This is a genomic window from Streptomyces sp. NPDC096048 (assembly GCF_044763415.1).
Classification (GTDB): Bacteria; Actinomycetota; Actinomycetes; order Streptomycetales; family Streptomycetaceae; genus Streptomyces.
The window spans coordinates 505663-525450 of the sequence record NZ_JBIWGG010000001.1 but is presented as its reverse complement, the minus strand read 5'-3'; the positions used below and the strand labels follow the sequence as shown (position 1 = coordinate 525450).

The 19788-nt window shown below is 71.1% G+C and carries 14 protein-coding genes; 4 read left to right on the top strand and 10 right to left on the bottom strand.

Annotated elements, in window-relative coordinates:
* Positions 1–179: 179 nt before the first annotated feature.
* Positions 180–2009, bottom strand: a complete 1830-nt coding sequence (locus tag ACIQ6R_RS02565) for a phosphoenolpyruvate carboxykinase (GTP) (RefSeq protein WP_404218211.1) — start codon at positions 2007–2009, stop codon at positions 180–182.
* Positions 2010–2295: 286 nt separating this feature from the next.
* On the opposite strand from ACIQ6R_RS02565, the gene ACIQ6R_RS02560 reads away from it, so the two are divergent.
* The 4 genes from ACIQ6R_RS02560 to ACIQ6R_RS02545 all read left to right on the top strand — a co-directional run bounded on the left by ACIQ6R_RS02560 (position 2296) and on the right by ACIQ6R_RS02545 (position 4875).
* Entirely contained in the window at positions 2296–3000 is a 705-nt protein-coding gene (locus ACIQ6R_RS02560; RefSeq protein ID WP_404169643.1) for a hemolysin III family protein, read from the top strand.
* A 68-nt stretch (positions 3001–3068) separates the two neighbouring features.
* On the top strand, positions 3069–3713 hold the full coding sequence (locus ACIQ6R_RS02555; protein ID WP_404218209.1) for a TetR/AcrR family transcriptional regulator: 645 nt from the start codon (positions 3069–3071) through the stop codon (positions 3711–3713).
* Positions 3714–3746: 33 nt separating this feature from the next.
* On the top strand, positions 3747–4478 hold the full coding sequence (locus ACIQ6R_RS02550) for a Mut7-C RNAse domain-containing protein (protein WP_404169637.1): 732 nt from the start codon (positions 3747–3749) through the stop codon (positions 4476–4478).
* Between the two features lie 61 nt (positions 4479–4539).
* Positions 4540–4875: a hypothetical protein gene (locus tag ACIQ6R_RS02545; RefSeq protein WP_404218207.1), complete on the top strand. Its 336-nt coding sequence runs from the start codon at positions 4540–4542 to the stop codon at positions 4873–4875.
* Here the strand turns inward: ACIQ6R_RS02545 and ACIQ6R_RS02540 are convergent.
* From ACIQ6R_RS02540 to ACIQ6R_RS02500, 9 genes are all read right to left on the bottom strand, one after another.
* Complete coding sequence (locus ACIQ6R_RS02540; RefSeq protein WP_404218205.1) at positions 4862–7297, bottom strand: galactose oxidase-like domain-containing protein; 2436 nt, start codon at positions 7295–7297, stop codon at positions 4862–4864. The genes ACIQ6R_RS02545 and ACIQ6R_RS02540 overlap by 14 nt on opposite strands.
* Positions 7294–8484, bottom strand: coding sequence for a glycosyltransferase (locus tag ACIQ6R_RS02535; RefSeq protein ID WP_404218203.1), 1191 nt, complete (start codon positions 8482–8484; stop codon positions 7294–7296). The genes ACIQ6R_RS02540 and ACIQ6R_RS02535 overlap by 4 nt, the downstream gene beginning before the upstream one ends.
* Positions 8481–10130 carry an ArnT family glycosyltransferase gene (locus ACIQ6R_RS02530; RefSeq protein WP_404169625.1) on the bottom strand — a complete coding sequence of 550 codons (1650 nt, stop codon included), beginning with the start codon at positions 10128–10130 and terminating at the stop codon, positions 8481–8483. The genes ACIQ6R_RS02535 and ACIQ6R_RS02530 overlap by 4 nt, the downstream gene beginning before the upstream one ends.
* Positions 10127–11389 carry a glycosyltransferase gene (locus ACIQ6R_RS02525; RefSeq protein ID WP_404218201.1) on the bottom strand — a complete coding sequence of 421 codons (1263 nt, stop codon included), beginning with the start codon at positions 11387–11389 and terminating at the stop codon, positions 10127–10129. The genes ACIQ6R_RS02530 and ACIQ6R_RS02525 overlap by 4 nt, the downstream gene beginning before the upstream one ends.
* Before the next feature lie 207 nt (positions 11390–11596).
* The gene (locus ACIQ6R_RS02520) at positions 11597–13639 is read right to left on the bottom strand and encodes a thioredoxin domain-containing protein (RefSeq protein WP_404218199.1); all 2043 of its coding nucleotides are present in this window, start codon (positions 13637–13639) and stop codon (positions 11597–11599) included.
* Positions 13640–13770: 131 nt separating this feature from the next.
* Positions 13771–14274 (bottom strand): nucleoside deaminase, encoded by a 504-nt coding sequence (locus ACIQ6R_RS02515; RefSeq protein ID WP_404218197.1) that lies wholly within the window; start codon positions 14272–14274, stop codon positions 13771–13773.
* Positions 14275–14443: 169 nt separating this feature from the next.
* Positions 14444–15322: a xanthine dehydrogenase accessory protein XdhC gene (xdhC, locus tag ACIQ6R_RS02510; protein WP_404218663.1), complete on the bottom strand. Its 879-nt coding sequence runs from the start codon at positions 15320–15322 to the stop codon at positions 14444–14446.
* A 1-nt stretch (position 15323) separates the two neighbouring features.
* Positions 15324–17768, bottom strand: coding sequence for a xanthine dehydrogenase molybdopterin binding subunit (gene xdhB / locus ACIQ6R_RS02505; RefSeq protein WP_404218194.1), 2445 nt, complete (start codon positions 17766–17768; stop codon positions 15324–15326).
* The gene (locus ACIQ6R_RS02500; protein WP_404218192.1) at positions 17765–19291 is read right to left on the bottom strand and encodes a xanthine dehydrogenase small subunit; all 1527 of its coding nucleotides are present in this window, start codon (positions 19289–19291) and stop codon (positions 17765–17767) included. Before ACIQ6R_RS02500 ends, xdhB begins: the two co-directional genes overlap by 4 nt.
* Between the last annotated feature and the right edge of the window lie 497 nt (positions 19292–19788).

The window sequence follows — 19788 nt, the reverse complement described above, 5'->3', positions numbered from 1 at the left end:
TGCCGAAGGGCCGGGTCCGTCGCACGCCGTTGTGCGGGGACCCGGCCCGAGCGGGGCTCCCCCACGCTCCGGGGAACTGCGAGCTACTGGAGCGGGAGGAGACCCCCTCGCGGCCGGCCTTCGTGACGACTTCGCGGGTCAGGGCTAGTCGGACCGGACGCGGAGCTGGGTGGGGAGGGTCAGCCCAGGCGCTCCACCAGGTTGCGGTACTGGTCCCACAGCTCGGTGGGCGTGTGGTCGCCGAAGGTGTTCAGGTGCTCGGGGACGAGCGCCGCCTCCTCGCGCCACACCTCCTTGTCGACGCTGAGCAGGAAGTCCAGGTCGGCGTCGGCGAGGTCGAGGCCGTCGGTGTCGAGGGACTCCTTGGTCGGCAGCACGCCGATCGGGGTCTCGACGCCGTCCGCCCTGCCCTCCAGGCGCTCCACGATCCACTTCAGGACGCGGCCGTTCTCGCCGAAGCCCGGCCAGACGAACTTGCCCTCGTCGTCCTTGCGGAACCAGTTGACGTAGTAGATCTTGGGCAGCTTGGACTGGTCCTTGTCCTTGGCCACGTCGACCCAGTGCCCCATGTAGTCGCCCATGTTGTAGCCGCAGAACGGCAGCATGGCGAACGGGTCGCGGCGCAGCTCGCCGACCTTGCCCTCGGCGGCGGCGGTCTTCTCGGAGGCCACGTTGGCGCCGAGGAAGACGCCGTGGTTCCAGTCGAAGGACTCGGTGACGAGGGGGACGGCGGTCGCCCGGCGGCCACCGAAGAGGATCGCCGAGATCGGCACGCCCCTGGGGTCCTCCCACTCCGGCGCGATGATCGGGCACTGCGCGGCGGGCGTGGTGAAGCGGGCGTTGGGGTGCGCGGCGGGCGTACCGGACTCGGGCGTCCAGTCGTTGCCCTTCCAGTCGGTCAGGTGGGCGGGCGTCTCCTCGGTCATGCCCTCCCACCAGACGTCGCCGTCGTCGGTGAGGGCGACGTTGGTGAAGACGGAGTTGCCCCACAGGGTCTTCATCGCGTTGGCGTTGGTGTGCTCACCGGTGCCGGGCGCGACGCCGAAGAAGCCGGCCTCGGGGTTGATGGCGTACAGGCGGCCGTCCTCGCCGAAACGCATCCAGGCGATGTCGTCGCCGATGGTCTCGACGGTCCAGCCGGAGATGGTGGGCTCCAGCATGGCGAGGTTGGTCTTGCCGCAGGCCGACGGGAAGGCGGCGGCGACGTACTTGGGCTCCCCGGTGGGCGGGGTCAGCTTCAGCACGAGCATGTGCTCGGCGAGCCATCCCTCGTCGCGGGCCATCACGGAGGCGATGCGCAGGGCGTAGCACTTCTTGCCGAGCAGGGCGTTGCCGCCGTAGCCGGAGCCGTAGGACCAGATCTCGCGGTCCTCGGGGAAGTGCGAGATGTACTTGGTGCTGTTGCACGGCCACGGAACGTCCTCCTGGCCCTGCTCCAGCGGGGCGCCGAGGGTGTGCACGGCCTTGACGAAGAAGCCGTCGTCGCCGAGTTCGTCCAGGACCGGCTGTCCCATGCGGGTCATGGTGCGCATGGAGACGGCGACGTACGCGGAGTCGGTGATCTCCACACCGAGCGCGGACAGCGGCGAGCCGAGCGGGCCCATGCAGAAGGGCACGACGTACATGGTCCGGCCGCGCATCGAGCCGCGGAACAGGCCGCCTTCACCCTTCTCCCCCCTGAAGATCTCCCGCATCTCGGCGGGGTCCTTCCAGTGGTTGGTCGGGCCGGCGTCCTCCTCCTTCGCGGAGCAGATGAAGGTCCGGTCCTCGACGCGCGCGACGTCGGAGGGGTCGGAGGCCGCGTAGTACGAGTTGGGGCGCTTGATCGGGTCGAGTTTGCGGAAGGTGCCCTTCGCCACGAGCTCCTCGCACAGGCGCTCGTACTCGGCCTCGGATCCGTCACACCAGACCACTTCGTCCGGCTGGGTCAGTTCGGCGATCTCGTTCACCCACGAGATCAGCTCCTGGTGGTTGGTGGGGACGGGGGGAGCAGCGATGTCGCGCGCCACGATTGCTCCTAAATGAGGGGTTTTTTGTTTGGAGGCCCCGTGGGGGCTGCGACCCGGACGCGTGACGTTGACCTCTTGGGCGCTCATCCGGTGTCGACCGCACTCATTTGATCATCCGACGCCGGCGCCCATCTGTCCAGGGGGCGTCACACCTGAGCGGCGTGAGGATCGCCACGTGCAGGCATCGGGAGTGCGCGGCCGGGTACACCGTGAGACGATGACCACTCAGCCTCCACGAGCGTCCGTACTGATGCGTAACTTACGGTCCCGTAGGTACGATGGCTCCATGACTGCGTCCGCCTCCGACGCGCCCAGGGACACGTCCGCCGACGGCCGCGGTCCCGTAGCGCTCTCCCTGCCGCACCCGGTCAAGCCGAAGCTGCGTGGCTGGCTGCATCTCGGTATGTTTCCGGCCGTCCTCGTCGCGGGTCTGGTCCTCACCGCCCTCGCCGAGTCGACCGAAGCACGCATCGCCTGCGGGATCTACGTCCTCACGGCCTGTCTGCTGTTCGGCGTCAGCGCGCTCTACCACCGGGGCGACTGGAGCCCGCGGATGGACGGCGTACTGCGCCGCCTCGACCACGCCAACATCTTCCTGATCATCGCGGGCACCTACACCCCGCTCACGATGCTCCTGCTGCCGGAGGCCAAGGGCCAGTGGCTGCTGGGGGGCATCTGGGCCGCCGCGGCGGCGGGCATCCTCTTCCGCGTCTTCTGGGTCGGGGCCCCGCGCTGGCTCTACACCCCCTGCTACCTCGCCATGGGCTGGGCGGCCGTCTTCTACCTGCCGGAGTTCATGCGGGCGGGCGGCATCGCCGTGCTGGTCCTGGTGATCGTCGGCGGCCTGCTCTACAGCGCGGGCGGCGTGATCTACGGCCTCAAGCGGCCCAACCCGTCACCGCGCTGGTTCGGCTTCCACGAGGTCTTCCACTCCTTCACGCTCGCGGCCTTCATCGCGCACTACGTGGGAATCTCGCTGATCGCCTACTAGGACCCGCACGACGGCCGATGACCGATGGCTATGGCCAATGGCCGATGGCTGATAGCCGATGGCCGACAATGGCCGGTATGAAGGCCGCCCGTTCCCCCCGCTCCCCCGCCGACGGTCCGCCGACCGGTCTGCGGGAGCGGAAGAAGGCCAAGACCCGTGAGGCGATCCGTGCCGCGGCCTACGGGCTGATCCGGGAGCAGGGGTACGAGGCGACGACGACGGAACAGATCGCCGAGCGCGCCGAGGTCTCGCCGTCGACCCTCTTCCGCTACTTCCCGGCCAAGGAGGACATCGTCCTCACGGACGAGTACGACCCGGTCATGGCGGCGGAGCTGGCCGCCCGGCCCGCCGACGAGCCGTGGCCGGCCTCCCTGCGGCACGTCATCCGCAAGGCCGTCGAACTCGGCGCGGGCGAGGAGGCCGAGCTGACCCGGCTGCGGGCGCGGCTGCTGGCGGAGGTGCCCGCGGTGCGCTCGCGGATGCTGGAGAGCATGTCGGTCACCGGCCGCCTGCTCGGCCGCGCCATCGCCGACCGCACCGGCCTCGCCCCCGAGTGCCTGGAGGTGCGGGTCCTCTCCATGTCCGTCGTCGGCGGCCTGCTGGAGGTCTCGCGGTACTGGGCCGAGCACGACCACGAGGAGAACCTGGCCGACCTGGCCGAACGCGCCCTGGACGTCCTGGAGCACGGTCTGCCGACTGCCGGAGAGGACTGAGTTCACCCCCGTGCCCCGTGGCATCCTGACCGGGTGAACGGTCCCGAGATCCACGTCGAATTCGCTCCCGAACTGCACCTGTTCGTGCCGCGCGCCCGCCCCACCGGCACCGCCCGCGCGGCCACCGACGGCGTCTCCACGCTCGGCCACGTCGTCGAGTCCCTCGGCGTCCCGCTGACCGAGGTCGGCACGCTCCTCGTGGACGGCCGCGAGGTGCCGCCCGGACACGTCCCCACGGGCGGCGAGTCGGTGAGCGTACGGCCCGTGGAACGCCCCCAGCGGGTCCCGGGCGCTCCCCTGCGCTTCCTGCTCGACGTGCACCTCGGCACCCTCGCCCGCCGGCTGCGGCTGCTCGGCGTGGACACGGCGTACGAGTCGACGGACCTTGGCGACCCGGCGCTCGCGGCGCTGTCGGCGGCCGAGAAACGGGTCATGCTCAGCCGTGACCGCGGCCTGCTGCGCCGCCGCGAACTGTGGGCCGGCGCCTACGTCTACAGCACCCGCCCCGAGGACCAGCTCCAGGAGGTCCTGGACCGGTTCCGGCCCGAGCTGCTCCCGTGGACGAGGTGCACCGCCTGCAACGGGCTGCTGAAGGAGGCCACCAAGGAGGAGGTGGCGGACCAGCTCAAGGGCGGGACCGAGCGGTCGTACGACGTGTTCGCGAAGTGCCGCGCGTGCGGGCGCGCGTACTGGAAGGGCGCGCACCACGAACAGTTGGAGGCCATCGTGGAGGCGGCGGTGCGCCGGAGCACTCACGGAGGTTGAGTACGGCGGTCGAGTACGCGGGCCGATCGGCGGGGGCCGCCGGCGCGCTGTGATGGAGGGCATGAGCACCCCGCCCTCCCCCGCCGCCCCGCGGCCCGCCGCCCGCGCCCTGACCGGGTGGTCCGTGGCCGGGCTCGTCCTGCTCCCGCCGACCGTCGTCGTCGCGTGGCTCGCCGTGCTCGCCACCGAACGGGGCGGCCGCTGTCTGACGTACGGCGAACAGTGCTCGACCGTGCCGGGCGAGGCGCTGTGGGCCTGCTTCCGGGCGGCGGGCGCCCTGGGCGTACTGGCACTGGCGTGGCCCCGCACCCGGTGGACGTCCGCCAGGTGCGGGGCCGTCGCCCCGCGGTGGGGCGCTCAGCCGACGCTGGGCGTGTTGATCCTCAGCGGCGTCTGACGTCACCCTTCCCGCAGGCGGTGCCGTCCCCGTTCGGGTCCAGGCGCAGCGGGTCGTCCTGGCCGTTGACCGCCAGGCGACCGTAGTCGTTGCGCTCGAGCCAGTCGCAGCGGGCGGCCGTCGTCTTCTTCACCTCGGCCGGGAAGGCGGTCGGCACGCAGACGTTGGCGGAACCGTAGTGCCGGTCGCAGCCGGAGACGGTGGGGCCGACCGGCTGCGAGGTCCGCTTCTTGCCCGGCCCCGCCACCTTGCCCCGCGGGGCGTCGGCGAAGGAGTGGACGTGTGCGGCGGCGTCCTTGGTGCTGAGCGCCTGCGGACCGTCGAGACGCACCCACTTCGCCACCGACGGCACGCCGTTCGCGTCGACCGCGAAGAGCATGTACCAGCCGGGCGGGGCCAGGTTGGGGTTGCTGGTGACGTTGAGGTCGACGTTGTTCCCGTCGACGGACAGCGGCAGGTCCACGAACCGCTGGTTCGGGTCCGAGGAGTGCGTCACGGCGGCCGGGCGGATCAGCTCCGCCTTGGCGATCGGCCGGTCGACGGTGATCCGCTGGGTGTCGCCGTAGTTCCACTCGGTGTCGATGACCGAGGTGATCGCCGGACGCTCGCCCCTGAGCAGGTAGGGCGGGGTGTAGACCGACACGTCGTGGTTCCAGGAGCCGTTGCCCGGGTTGTCGCCGGTCGTCATCACCCGGCCGTCGGGCAGCAGGAACGCCGAGGAGTGGTAGCCGCGGGCCTCCGGGTCCGCGGCCACCGGGTCGAAGGTCTCCGTCTCCGGGTCGAAGATCGACGTCTCGAACACCGGGTCGGCCCGGTTGTGCAGGGCGCCGCCGGTCTCCAGCACCGTGCCGTCGGGCAGCAGGACGGTGGAGACGTACATCTTGCCCTGGTCACCGGTCTGCGGGACCGGGCCGTTGCCGAGGTCCACGGTGCCCTGCGGGAGCGGGGGCCCGGCGACGTACGCCGGGTCGGGCTGCTTGAGGTCGATGATGTCGGTCAGCCGGTTGGCGTCCGGGTTGGAGTCGATGTTGCCGCCGCCGATGGTCAGCACCTTCTGGTCCTGCGCCGGGGGCAGCAGCACGCTGGCGGACTGGTCGCGTACGTCCTTGTCCTGGAGGCCCGGCACCTGGGTGATGCTGTTGGCGTCGTAGTCGTAGATCGCCGAGCCGGTGCCCGGGATGTTGTTGCCGAAGACGTGGCTGCCCGAGTAGAAGAGCCGACCGTCCTGCATCAGGATCATCGACGGGTACAGGCCCCAGTACGACCAGGTCTGGTTGACCTGCCAGGTCGGCAGCCACTTCTGCTGCTCGTCGGACCACAGGTCGGCCGTCACCGATCCGGTGGAGTCCTCGCGCAGGCCGCCGAAGGAGATGACGTCGCCGTTGCCGAGGATCGTCGCCGACGGGTACCAGTGGCCGTCGTTCATGTCGTTGGTCTTGGTGTAGGTCTCGGTCTCCGGGTCGAAGATGTACGAATCCTTGTAGCCCTGGTAACCGAGCGTGCCGTCCGCCGACGGATAGCCGGCGTTGCCGCTCATGACGAGGACGCGACCGTCCTTGAGCTGCACGTGCCCGGCGCAGAACATGTCCTTGGGCGTCGGGACGGTCTCGTAGTCGCCGGTCTGCGGGTCGTAGACGGCCGAGGTGAAGGTGCCCGCCTCGAACCTCTCCGGGTCGTTGCCGGAGCCCGCGATCAGCAGCACCTTGCCGTTGTGCAGGACGACCGAGTGCATGGAGCGGACCGGGTTCCGCGTCGGCAGCACGTCCCAGCGGCCGTTCGCGCACTCCTCGGCAGTGCCCGTGCAGTCCGGGTCCGGAACCGGGTCGGCGACCTGCTCCATCGTGTAGTCGTCGGTGGTCGCCGAGCCGGTCCCGTAGACGGAGACGCCCCAGCTGATGCGGTCGGTGCCGGCCGGGACCTCGGGGGTGCGGACGCTCGCCTCGGTCCAGTCGGCGGCCAGGTCCAGGGTCTTGAGGTCGGTCCAGTACTGCCAGCCCGCGGTGGCATCGTGCCGGAAGAGGGTGAGGGAGGCGTCCGGCGTCGTCGTCTTGTACCAGAGGGACAGGTCGTACTGCTTGCCCTCCGTCACCACCGGCGCGCACTCGGTGGACTCGGTGATCAGCGCCTTGCGGTCGCCGTCGGTGCGGCGGGTCAGCTCGACCTTCATGGCCCTGGTGCCGGTGTGGGCGTCGGCGACGGTCTCGAAGGTGAAGTCGTTGTCGCCCCAGCCGGACTTCGACCAGCAGTACGGCATGTCGCCGGTGCCGGCGGTCTCGAAGCCGGGGTTCCTGATGAGGTTGGCGGCCGAGGCCGGCTGGGGCGCGGTGAGGAGGAGCCCGCCGGTGAGGGCGGACACCGCCAGGAGAGCGGAGGCTCTCCTTCGGGGAGCCCTGCGCGGGCTCCTTCGCTGTCTGCTTCTCATGCCTCACTCCTTGCTGTGCGGGCCGTACGGCGTCGGCGCGGGAGGTACACGAGCGCCTCCGTCCCGGCGAAGCGCAGGACGAAGGTGATGACGAGGGCCAGGGCGGTGGCCGGCAGCACGGTCAGCCCGAACTCCCCGACGAGCAGGGCGATGAGCGGTATCCGCAGCACCAGGTCGGCGTTGGCGATCAGTCCGAACCGCAGGGTCCGGTCGGCCCAGTGCCGGTGCCGGCGCCGGTCGCGGAACAGCAGCCGCTCCAGGAGCAGGAAGTTCCAGGCCACGCCGAACTGGTTGGCGACGATCTCGGCGGGGAGGTAGTGCAGCCCGGCCTCGGTGAGCGCCCACAGGGCGGCCAGGTTCGGCACGAAGCCGCTCAGGCCGATCAGCCCGAAGGCGACCATGCGGGCCAGCGGCGAGGTGGTGCGCAGGCCGGCCAGGTGGCGCAGGAAGCGCAGCCCCTCCCGCGCCGTGGACTTGGACTCCCCGGCGAACCGCTCCTCGAAGACGAACGGCACCTCGGTGACCGCCTGGGGGCGGTTGCGGACGGCCAGTTCGAGGAGGATCTTGTAGCCGAGCGGCTTGAGGACCTCGGCGGTGACCTCGCTGCGGCGGATGGCGAAGAAGCCGCTCATCGGGTCGCTGACGCCGTGCAGCCGGCGCGGGAAGAGCGCCTTGGTCAGCCAGGTCGCCGCGCGCGAGACGGCGATCCGGTAGCTGCCCGCCAGCCCGGCGCGGCTGCCGCCCTTGATGTAGCGGGAGGCGACGACCAGTCCGGCGTTCGCCCGCTCGCCGGTGGCGACCAGCTCCGGCACGAGGGAGGGCGGGTGCTGGCAGTCGCCGTCCATGACGACGATCCAGTCCGAGCCGGCCGCCTTCATGCCCTCGACGACCGCGCCGCCGAGCCCGCCGGCCGGTTCGTCCCGGTGCAGGACGGTGACCGGGAACGGGCAGTCGAGCGCCACCTCGCGGATCACGTCCGGGGTGTCGTCGGTGGAGTCGTCCACGAAGACGACCTCGCAGGGCAGCCGGGCGGGTACGGACTCGGTGATCAGGTGCAGCAACCGCCGTACGTTGCCCGACTCGTTGTAGGTCGGTACGACGATGGTGACGGCGCCCGGCTCGGGCACCTCCGCAGCGCCTACGGCCGGATGTCCCAGCTCGTCGGGGACGGTGGACTCGTGGCTCATCGGGCGGCTCCGGAGGGCTGGATGCGGCGGATCTCGATGCGGTCCGCACCGGTGCCGAAGACGGCGACCGGGGCCGAATGGTTCATGGCGGCCTTGACGTTGGGCAGGTCGACGGCGTCGCGCCGCACCGTCGGGGAGGCGACCACGTAGTCGATGTCGCGCCAGCCGCCCGGCATCGTCTTCGTCACCGCCGGGTCGAGGTCCGCCTTGTAGAACCAGATGACCCCGAGCCCGGGTTCGTATCCGGCGTGCACGAGATCCAGCCAGAGCGCGTCGTCCACGAGCACGCGGGTGTCCTCCGGATTCGGCACCTCACTGGCCAGCCAGTCGGCGGCGGCCTCGTAGGGAGCGTTGGCGTCGGCGGTGACGGCGGTGCGGTCGCCGTCGTACCAGCGCGGTACGACGTAGGCGCCGGCGGCGAGCACCAGGACGCCGGCGAGCGCGTACCGGCCGAGGGTCACGCCCCGTTTCTCGGCCTCCGTCCGCCATCTGCGCAGTACGGCGTGGGCGACGCTCGCGGCACCTCCGGCCAGTACCAGGGCCAGGAAGGGCAGGGCCTGGATGACGTACATCGCGGGCAGGTAGCCGGTCGGACGCAGGGCGAGGGCGGCGAGGATCGCCACCGCCAGGGCCGGTCCGGCGAGGGCCCGTGCGGTGACCGACCACCGCCAGGTGACCAGCAGGAGCAGCGCCCCGGCGAGGCCGCCGAGCGGCAGGACGCGGTCGTAGTAGAGCCAGGACTGGAAGACGCCGTACGAGCCGGAGCCCTCGTCGAGGAGGAAGCCGGAGCCGGGGCGGGTCAGCTGGTACTCGATGCCCTCCCACAGGGAGACGTGCCCGCTGCCCGGCAGCAGCTCGCCCTTCAGAAGGGCGAAGAGCGGGTACGAGAACCCGATGAGCGCGCAGGCCGTCACGGCGCCGGTCACCGCGAACTTGCGGGTGTCCGGGTGGCTGTGCCGCCACATGGTGACCAGCAGGGCGGGCAGGACGACGAGCATCGTCTCCTTGGTGAGCACGGCCGTCGCGGCGGCGATGCCCGCGCCGAAGTGGTGCCACAGATGGCGGCTCGGGGAGGCGGCGAGCGCGAAGGCCAGCAGCGTCCACATCACCGCGAGGTTGTCGAGGAAGATCTCCCGCTGGAGGACCACCGACAGCGGGGAGAGCCCGAACAGGGCCATGGCGAGCCCCGCCGCCCAGCGCGGCAGGGAGAGCCGGCGGGCGATGACGTAGACGAGGACGGCGGAGGCGGCGCTGATGATCAGCATCACGCCGCGCATGGCGCCGACCGTCATCGACTCGGGGCTGAGCAGCGCGGGGATCCAGGTGAGCACGGCTATCTGGATCCAGCCGAGCGGCGGGTGGTCGTACCAGTAGGTGTAGTGGGCGAGGCCCTCGCCCTGCTGGACGGACCAGGCCTGGGCGAGGTAGGTGCCCTCGTCGTCGCTGAGGGCCGGGTAGTCGGAGATGTTCCAGCCCTGCACGAGCATGATCGCCACGAGGAGCCCGCCGCACAGCAGCAGGTCGGGGCGGGAGGCGCGCAGGCGCCCGGGTGGCCGGGCCGCTCCGGGGGCCGGCACCGTGTCATGGGCAGGCTGGCGCTGCGCGGGGACCTTGGTGCCGGTCGCCGCGGGGAGGGTGGAGGTCACGCGGGAACGTCCTCTCGCTCCACGGGCGCGAGGTGCGCGCCGACATGGCTGGTCAGCTCCCAGTCGTTGCGGCCGCGGTGCTCACGCCATACGGCGCGGACGGCGGCTCCGGCGAGGAGCACCTGGTAGAAGGGGCCGCCGGCGACCAGCTTCAGGTAGTGCGTGAAGCGGACCCGCAGGCCGTACTGCTTGCCGAAGTCGTGCAGGCCGACGACCTCGAAGACGAAGGTGACCAGGGCGGTGACGGCCGGCAGGAAGGTGACGAAGGCGATGCCGACGGGCACGTCCAGGAAGAGCGCGATGGCCACGTTGAGCGGGATGATCACGCCGGTGAAGGCTTGCAGGAAGGGCGTCATCAGGGTGTAGCGGGCCAGCAACCGCTGGGTGAAGGTGGGGAGTTGCCTCCAGTCCTTCTTCCGGTACACCTGGAGGAAGCCCTGGTTCCAGCGGGTGCGCTGCTTGAGCAGGGAGACCAGCGTGCCCGGGGTCTCCTCGCGGGTGACCATGTCGGAGTCGTAGGCGACCACGACCTTCTTGCCGGTGCTGGAGAGCCGGACGCCGAGGTCGCAGTCCTCGGCCAGGCAGTCGGGGTCCCAGCCGCCGGCCGCACGGAGCACTTCGGTGCGGACGAAGACGGTGTTGCCGCCGAGCGGGATGAACCCCTTCTGCGCGTGCAGGTGCAGCCGGGAGCGGAACCAGAAGAAGTACTCCAGGCAGTTGCGCAGGCTGTACCAGCTGGAGTGGAAGTTGATCAGCTGGACCCCGCCCTGCACGACGTCGGCGCCGGTGGTGCGGAAGGCGTGGTCGACGTGGGCGAGCAGTTCGGGATGGACCTGGTCCTCGGCGTCGAAGACCCCGACGACGTCGCCGCGGCAGTGCGGCAGCGCCGTGTTCATGGCCTTCGGTTTGTTCTTCTTCTCGTGGGTGTCGACGACGACCCGCACCCGCGGGTCACGGTCGGCGGCCCGTTCGGCGACGGCGGTGGTCTCCGGATCGTCGTGTCCGACGATCACGATGATCTCGAAGTCGGTGTGGGACGAGGTCAGCAGCCGCTGGACGGTGTGATCGAGCACGGCCTGCTCGTGCCGCGCGGGCAGGAGCAGCGAGAACGACACGTGCTCGTCGCCGTCGGGCCGGCTGAACCGGGTGGAGGCGAGAACCTCCGGCGTACGCCAGGCGTGCATCTGCCACCAGAGCGTGAACGCCGCCATCCAGAAAAGTGCCAGTGAGACGGCAGCGATGAAGACGGACGTAAGCAAGAAAGATCCCCCCAGATCTCTGAACTCCCCCTGCGCGGCGGAGCACCCGAATCGGGCGACCGCTCCGCCGCGTCACGGTGAAGAGATTAGGGGCAACCTGTGAAACCCATAAGCTGTTTGGGTGAAGAGCGTGTTTCCTCACAATGAGGACCGGCTCTGAACAATTCGCCCGCCGGTCGCGTTCGAGTTGCTTCCGTTTATGTCGTTTCAGCTGTTCAGAACCGTACGCAGCGCGGCACGCAGCCGCTCCGGGTCGGTCGTCGGCGCGTCACAGGTGAAGTTCCGGCAGACGTACGCGGCCGGTGCCCCGTCCACCAGGGGCCGGCCGGCGAGCAGGGGGAACTCGTCGCTCCGCTCGGCGCCGAAGGCGACGACCGCTCCGGGCGCCGTCCCCAGAAGTGCCGTACGGTGCAGGCCCTTCGCGGCACTGTCGGTCAACGCCGGTGCGACGACGGCGACTTCGCGGGGCCCGTCGAGCAGGGCCTCGGCGGCGGCCAGTCCCCAGCCGACGAAGCGCGGCACCCGCGGGCCGAGCGCCTTCACCACGCCGAGGGCATGCTCGGCGGCACCGCGGTGCGGCTCGGAGCCGGTGTGCGCGGCGTAGGACAGCAGAGCGCCCGCGGCGGCGGTCCAGCCGGACGGGGTGGCGTTGTCGGTGGGGTCCTGCGGGCGGCGGATCAGCTGCTCGGCGTCGGCCGCGGTGTCGTAGAGGGAGCCGGATCCGTCGGTGAAGCGGGTGATGACGTGGTCGAGCAGCAGCCCGGCGAAGTCCAGCCAGACGCCCTCCCCGGTGACCGACGCGAGCGCGAGGAAGCCCTCCGCCACGTCGGCGTAGTCCTCCAGCACCCCCGCGTTGGCGCCCGCCCGGCCGTCCTTGCTGGTGCGGAAGAGCCGGGCGTGCTCGTCGAGATGCAGCCGCACGAGCAGGTCCGCGGCGGCGACGGCGGCCTCCACCAGGTCGGGGCGCTCGAAGTAGGTGCCCGTCTCGGCGAGCGCGGCGATCGCGAGGCCGTTCCAGGCGGCGACCACCTTGTCATCCCGGCCCGGGGCGGGGCGCCCGTCCCGGGCGGCCAGCAGCCGTTCCCTGACCGAGGCGATCCGCTCGGCGTCGAACACGCCCTCCTGCTGCGGCAGTTGCAGCACGGAGGATCCGTGCTCGAAGGTGCCCTCCTCGGTCACCCCGAAGTACTGCGCGGCGAGTGCGGCGTCGTCGGCCCCGAGGACCTCGGTGAGCTGCGCGGGCGTCCACACGTAGTACGCGCCTTCGACGTGCCGGCCGGTGCCGTCGTCGCTGTCCGCGTCCAGCGCGGAGGCGAAGCCGCCCTCGGCGGTGCGCAGTTCACGCACCATGAAGTCGGCGGTCTCCAGGGCGACCCGGCCCGCGAGATCCGATCCCGTGGCGCGCCAGAGGTGGGCGTAGACGCGGCACAGCAGGGCGTTGTCGTAGAGCATCTTCTCGAAGTGGGGCACGACCCACTCGCGGTCGACGGAGTAACGGGCGAAGCCGCCGCCCAGCTGGTCGTAGATGCCGCCGCGCGCCATCCGCTCGCAGGTGTCGCGCGCCATCTCCAGGGCGCCGTCGGCGCCGGTGCGGGCGTGGTGGCGCAGCAGGAACTCGATCACCATGGACGGCGGGAACTTCGGCGCCCCGCCGAACCCGCCGCGCTGCGGGTCGTACTCCCGGGTGAGCCCGAGCAGCGCCTGTCCGAGCTCCGCCTCGCCGGGCGGCTGCGCGTCGCCGTAGGAGATCTCCCGCCCGGCGAGGTCCCGCACAATCTTGCCGGCGACCTCGGTGACCTCGTCCCGCCGCTCGGCCCAGGCCTGGTGGACGCCCTGGAGCACCTGGCGGAAGGACGGCATGCCGTGCCGGGGCTCGGGCGGGAAGTAGGTGCCGAAGTAGAAGGGCTCGGCGTCCGGCGTGAGGAACACGGTCATGGGCCAGCCGCCCTGCCCGGTCGCCGCCTGCACGGCCTCCATGTAGACGGCGTCGACGTCGGGGCGCTCCTCGCGGTCGACCTTGACGCTCACGAAGTGCGAGTTGAGGAACTCGGCCGTGGGGCCGTCCTCGAAGGACTCGTGCGCCATCACGTGGCACCAGTGGCAGCTGCTGTAGCCGACGCTGAGGAGCACCGGCACGTCCCGCCGCCGGGCCTCCTGGAACGCCTCGTCCGACCAGGGCCACCAGTCGACGGGGTTGTCGGCGTGCTGAAGGAGGTAGGGGGACGTCTCGTGCGCCAGTCGGTTCGGCATACCCCCATCCTCGCGCACGTGCCGCCGCCCCGCCGAAACGCCACGGGAAGGGACGCGCGGACGGGGCAGCCGGCACCACGAAGAGGGCTCCTTCGGTGGTCGGTCTCCCGCTCTCCAGTACTCGGCGCGCTCTAGTAGTCGACGCGGTCGGTCTTGGCGATCCACGCGTCGAACGGCCGGGTGCGGTAGGGCAGGTCGAGGTGCTCGACGGACATCGGCCACATCTCCTGGGGCCGCTTCTCGAACAGGTCGTAGAACTTGCGGTCGTCGAAGCCGGCCACGGCGGCGTCGTGGCGGTCGGCGGAGAAGATGAGCCGGCCGACGCGCGCCCACAGGGAGGAGGACAGGCACATCGGGCAGGGCTCGCAGGACGTGACGAGGGTGCAGCCTTCCAGGCTGAAGGTGCCGAGCTTCTGGCAGGCGGCACGGATGGCGCTGACCTCGGCGTGGGCGGTGGGGTCGAGGCCGACGGTGACCTGGTTGTTGGCGAGGGCGACGATCTCGCCGTCCTTGGCGACGAGCGCGCCGAAGGGGCCGCCGCCGTTCGCGACGCTGGTGGTGGCGAGCTCGATGGCCTGGTCCATCCAGGCGCGCTCGGTCTCGCGGATGCCGGTCTCGACGGTGTGGGTGGTCATGGGTGTCCCCTAGGTGGCGTGTGGGTGGGCCCGCGGACGCCCTTCGGCGCGGTTCGGGGCGTCCGCGGATTTTCAGCCTGTACGGGGAGTACACATCCTGCCGATCACAACCGGCCAGAGGCCGAAGGCACGAACAGCGAGCTGGCCGGGAACGGTGCTTCGTAGTTTCCTACAAGGACCGCTCGGGCCTGGGTTCGTCGGCCGGACGGCGCTCGGCAGGCGAGGGCGAAGGCCCGGTGGAGTCGCCCTCGGTCTCGAAGGTGCGCAGCAGGTCGGCGGCGACGCTCACGGCGATCGTCGCGGGTTCCTTGCCGGTGATGTCGGCCAGCCCGATCGGGGTCTTGATCCGGCCGATGGCGGCCTCGTCGTGACCGCCCTCGGTGGCCAGGCGTTTGCGGAACCGCACCCACTTGGCCGCCGATCCGATCAGCCCGATGGAACCGAGATGGGTGGTGCGCAGGGCCGCGTCGCACAGAGCGGCGTCCTCGGCGTGGTCATGGGTCATGATCAGGATGTGGGTGCCGGGCGGCAACCGCTCCAGCACCTCCTCGGGCAGCAGCGGCGTGTGATGCACGTGCACCTGCGCCACCGCGTCCGCCAGCACGCCGAGCCGCTCCTCGGTGAGCATGTCGGAGCGGTTGTCGACCAGGTGGAGGTCGAGGTCCTGACGTGCCAGGACGCGCGCCAGTTCCAGCCCGACGTGCCCGACACCGAAGATCGCCACGGCCCGTACCACGGGCAGCGGTTCGAGCAGGACCGAGACCGTGCCGCCGCAGCACTGCACACCGTGCTGGTTGGTCACCTTGTCGTTCAGGGCGAAGTCGATCAGCTCCGGTTGCGCCTTGGACGCGGCGATCATCTCCCGGGCCCGGTCGATCGCCACCGCCTCGACGTTTCCACCGCCGATCGAGCCCCACGTCCCGGTCCGCCCCACGACGAGTTTCGCACCGGCGTCGCGCGGGGCGTGACCGCGCACGGTCGCGACGGTCACCAGCACGCCGGACTCCCGGCGTGCCCGCAACCGCGCGACCGCGGCGATCCATGTCATGTCAGGCACCGCTCAGCACTTCTGCGTCGGTCCGGACCCCGCCGTCGACGTGCCCGTTCTTGGCGTGGCCGTCGACGGCGGCCCCGTCGCGGGCCCGGCCGTTTCGCGAGGCGGCGCCCTGGCGGGCCGACCGGATCGCCCAGTACACCGCCTCCGGCGTCGCCGGCGAGGCCAGCTCGACGCCGACCCCGCTCGGCCCGAACGCGGCGGCGGCCTGCCGCAGCGCCTCCCGCACCGAGAACGCCAGCATCAGCGGAGGCTCACCGACCGCCTTGGACCCGAACACCGCGCCCTCTTCGGTGGCGTTCTCCAGCAGGGTGACGTTGAACTCCTCGGGCATCTCCGAGAAGCTCGGCAGCTTGTAGGTGCTGGCCGCCTGGGTCTGCAGCCGGCCGCGGTGGGGGCCGTCACTGGTGTCCCAGCGCAGGTCCTCCAGCGTCAGCCAGCCCGCGCCCTGCACGAAGCCGCCCTCGACCTGACCGATGTCGATCATCGGGGAGAGGCTGTCGCCGACGTCGTGCACGATGTCCACGCGCCGGATGCGGTACGCGCCGGTGAAGCCGTCCACCTCCACTTCGGTCGCGGCGGCGCCGATGGCGAAGTACTTGAACGGCGAGCCCCGGAAGGACTTGGCGTCCCAGTGCAGGCCCTCGGTCCGGTAGTAGCCGGCCGCCGACAGCTGGACGCGCTGGAAGTACGCGGTGCGCACCAGGTCGTCCCAGGCCAGCTCCTCGTCGCTGCCCAGGGCGCGCGCGACGCCCTCGACGATGCGCACGTCCGAGGCGTTCGACCCCAGCCGGCTCGCGGCCACCTGAAGCAGCCGCTCGCGCAACTGCTCACAGGCGTTCTTGATCGCCCCGCCGTTGAGGTCCGCTCCGGAACTGGCCGCGGTGGCGGAGGTGTTGGGCACCTTGTCGGTCCGCGTCGGGGCGAGGCGCACCTTGTGCAGCGGGATGCCCAGCGTGGTCGCGGCCACCTGCAGCATCTTGGTGTGCAGGCCCTGGCCCATCTCGGTGCCGCCGTGGTTGATCAGGACCGAGCCGTCCTTGTAGATCAGCACCAGCGCGCCGCCCTGGTTGAAGGCGGTGAGGTTGAACGAGATGCCGAACTTGACGCCGGTGATCGCGAGGGCCCGCTTGGTGTGCGGGTGCGCGGCGTTGAAGGCGGCGATCTCGCGCTCGCGGTCGGCGACGCCGCCGTTGTCCAGCACCTGCTGCCAGACGGCGGAGATCCGCTCGGGCTGCGTGACCGGCTGCCCGTACGGTGTCGTCTGGCCCTGGCCCGGCCGGTAGAAGTTGCGCTCCCGCAGCTCCCTGGGGTCCAGGCCGAGCCGCGGCGCACAGCGGCCCAGGATGTCCTCGATGACCAGCATGCCCTGCGGTCCGCCGAAGCCGCGGAAGGCGGTGTTGGAGACCGTGTTGGTCTTGGCGATGCGACCGGCGACGCGCGCGTTGGGGATCCAGTAGGTGTTGTCGATGTGGCACAGCGCGCGGGCGAGGACCGGCTCGGACAGGTCCAGGCTCCAGCCGCCGTCCGCGGTCAGCGTGGCGTCCAGGGCCTGGATACGGCCCTCGGCGTCGAAGCCGATCTTCCACGTGGCGTGGAACCCGTGCCGTTTGCCGGACATGGTCAGGTCCTGGGTCCGGTTGAGCCGGAACCGGACCGGCCGGCCGGTCAGCTTGGCGCCGAGCGCGGCGATGGCCGCGAACCCGTGCGGCTGCATCTCCTTGCCGCCGAAGCCGCCGCCCATCCGCAGGCACTGCACGGTCACCTCGTGGGAGGGCACACCGAGCACGTGGGAGACGATCTCCTGGGTCTCCGAAGGGTGCTGGGTGCTGCTCTGGATGAACACCTGCCCGTCTTCGTCGATCTGGGCGAGCGCCGCGTGCGTCTCCAGGTAGAAGTGCTCCTGGCCGGAGAACTGGAACTCGCCGGAGAGCACGTGTGCGGAGTCGGCGAAACCGGCGTCGACGTCGCCGTGCACCATGACGGGCCGGGCGCCGTGATAGCTGCCCGCCGCGATCGCGTCCTGCAGCGTGATCAGGGACGGCAGTTCCTCCAGCTCCACCTCCACGGCCGCCGCACCGAGCCGGGCCGCCTCCAGGGTCTCGCCGAGCACCCAGGCGACCGCGTGGCCGTGGAACATGACCTCGTCGGGGAAGAGCGGCTCGTCGTGCTTCATGCCGGCGTCGTTGACGCCGGGCACGTCGGCACCGGTCAGCACACGCACCACGCCCGGCACGGCGAGGGCGGGCCCGGTACGCAGCGCCGTGACCCGGCCGCGGGCCTTCATGACCTGGACCGGGTACGCGTGCAGCACGTCCTTGGTGCGCTGGACCAGGTCGTCGGTGTACAGCGCCGCCCCGGTGACGTGCTGGACGGCGCTCTCGTGCGGCATCGAGACGCCGACGACGGGCTTTTCGGGAAGCTCGGACAGATGGCTCATGACGGCACCGCCTCGGTGGTCTGTGCGTACAGCTTCAGCAGGCTCTGGCCGAGCATCGCGGAGCGGTAGTCGGCGCTGGCGCGGTGGTCGCTCATCGGCGTGCCCTCGCCCCCCAGCACCTCGGCCGCGGCCTCGACGGCCTCCGCCGCCCACGGCTTGCCCTCCAGGGCCGCCTCGGTGGCGAGCGCGCGGACCGGGGTGGCGGCCACGCCGCCCAGACCGATGCGCGCCTTGCGGACGATCCCCGACTCGATGTCGAGCGCGAAGGCGACCGCCACGCTGGAGATGTCGTCGAAGCGCCGCTTGGCGATCTTGTGGAAGGCCGTGACCGGCGACAGCGGCAGCGGGACGCGCACCGCGCGGATCAGCTCCCCCGGGCGGCGCACGCTCTGCCGGTAGCCGGTGAAGTAGTCCGCGAGCGGGACCTCGCGCTCACCGTCGGCGTCGGCGAGCACGAGCGACGCCTCCAGCGCGAGCAGCACCGGCGGACTGTCGCCGATGGGCGAGCCGGTCCCCAGGTTGCCGCCCAGGGTCGCGCCGTTGCGGATGAGCCGGGACGCGAACTGCGGGAACAGCTCCGCCAGCAGCGGGACCGTTCCGTCGAGGCGGCGTTCGATCTCGGTGAGCGTCAGCGCCGCCCCGATCTCGATGTGGTCGGATTCGACCCGCAGTTCCCGGAGTTCGGGCAGCCGGTCGACGGCGACCACGCAATCCGCCCGGCGGGAACGGATGTTCACCTCGACGCCCCAGTCGGTGCTTCCGGCGACCACCACGGCGTCGGGCCGCTCGCTCAGCAGCCGCAGCGTCTCGGCCAGGGTGTCCTTCCGCAGGAACGCGCTGTCGTCCTGGTGGTACTCGGTGGCGACCGGCGCGGGCGGGGACTGCTCGCGACGCCGCGCCAGCGGGTCCTCGTCGGTGGGCGCGCCGACGGCGAACGCGGCGTCGCGGATGGGGCGGTAGCCGGTGCAGCGGCACAGGTTTCCACTGAGCGCGTGCAGGTCGAAGCCGTTCGGACCGTGCTCGCCGTCAGTGCCGTCAGTGCCGTCAGTGCCGTCGGTACCGACGGCCGTGTCGGTCGCCCCGGCCGCCTCGGAGCCCGAGCCCGAGCCCGCGTGCGCGCAGCGGTCGGGCCGGTAGTACTCGGCGGCCATGCTGCACACGAATCCCGGCGTGCAGTAGCCGCACTGGGAGCCGCCGCGGACCGCCATCTCCTTCTGCACCGGGTGCAGGGTGGGCGGCGTGCCGGGCTCGCCGGGCGTGGCGAGGCCTTCGGAGGTGACGACCTCCTGACCGTCGAGCGCCGCGACCGGGACCAGGCAGGCGTTGACCGGCACCCAGTCGGTGGGCTTGTTCACGCCGGGGCGGGCCACGAGGACCGAGCAGGCGCCGCACTCACCCTCGGCACAGCCCTCCTTGGTGCCGGTGAGGCCACGCTCGCGCAGGAAGTCCAGCACCGTGGTGTGGGGGGCGGCCGGTGCGATCGGTGTTTCTTTTCCGTTGACCGTGATCCGTGCCGCTACCATGACAGACCTTCATTTCGACTCGGGACGGGTCGATTCATCATGTTCGCCAATTTCAGGCAGCTTTCTATGTCCAGACGCGCCGCGTGAGAGAAGCGAGCGCACATCGGCACGCGACAGGGGCATGCCGTGAAGTGGTGAAGGTGAAAGAAGTGGTGAAGGGGAAACCCGAGATGTGCCTGCCTACGGGCACAGACGTGCCTGCTTACGGGCACATCGGAACGGCGTACTCAGCAGCCGTGCGCGACCCGACCCGAAACCCACACCGTGCGGCGGGCGAGGCGACCCAGGTCAGAGTTGGTGTACATCCGCCGGTCGCCTCCTTTCGGTAGTCATGAGTCTGCTTCCCTCGCAAATTAGTGGCTGCGGTCACCGGGGTCAAGAGGGGAATTCGTCGTCTTTCCCGACCGATGGGGAGACCCAGGGGACGGCCGTGGATACCAGCCCCGGGGAGCACCCCGGGGAGCACCCCGGGGACCCGCCCCTCCCCAGGGTCTCCC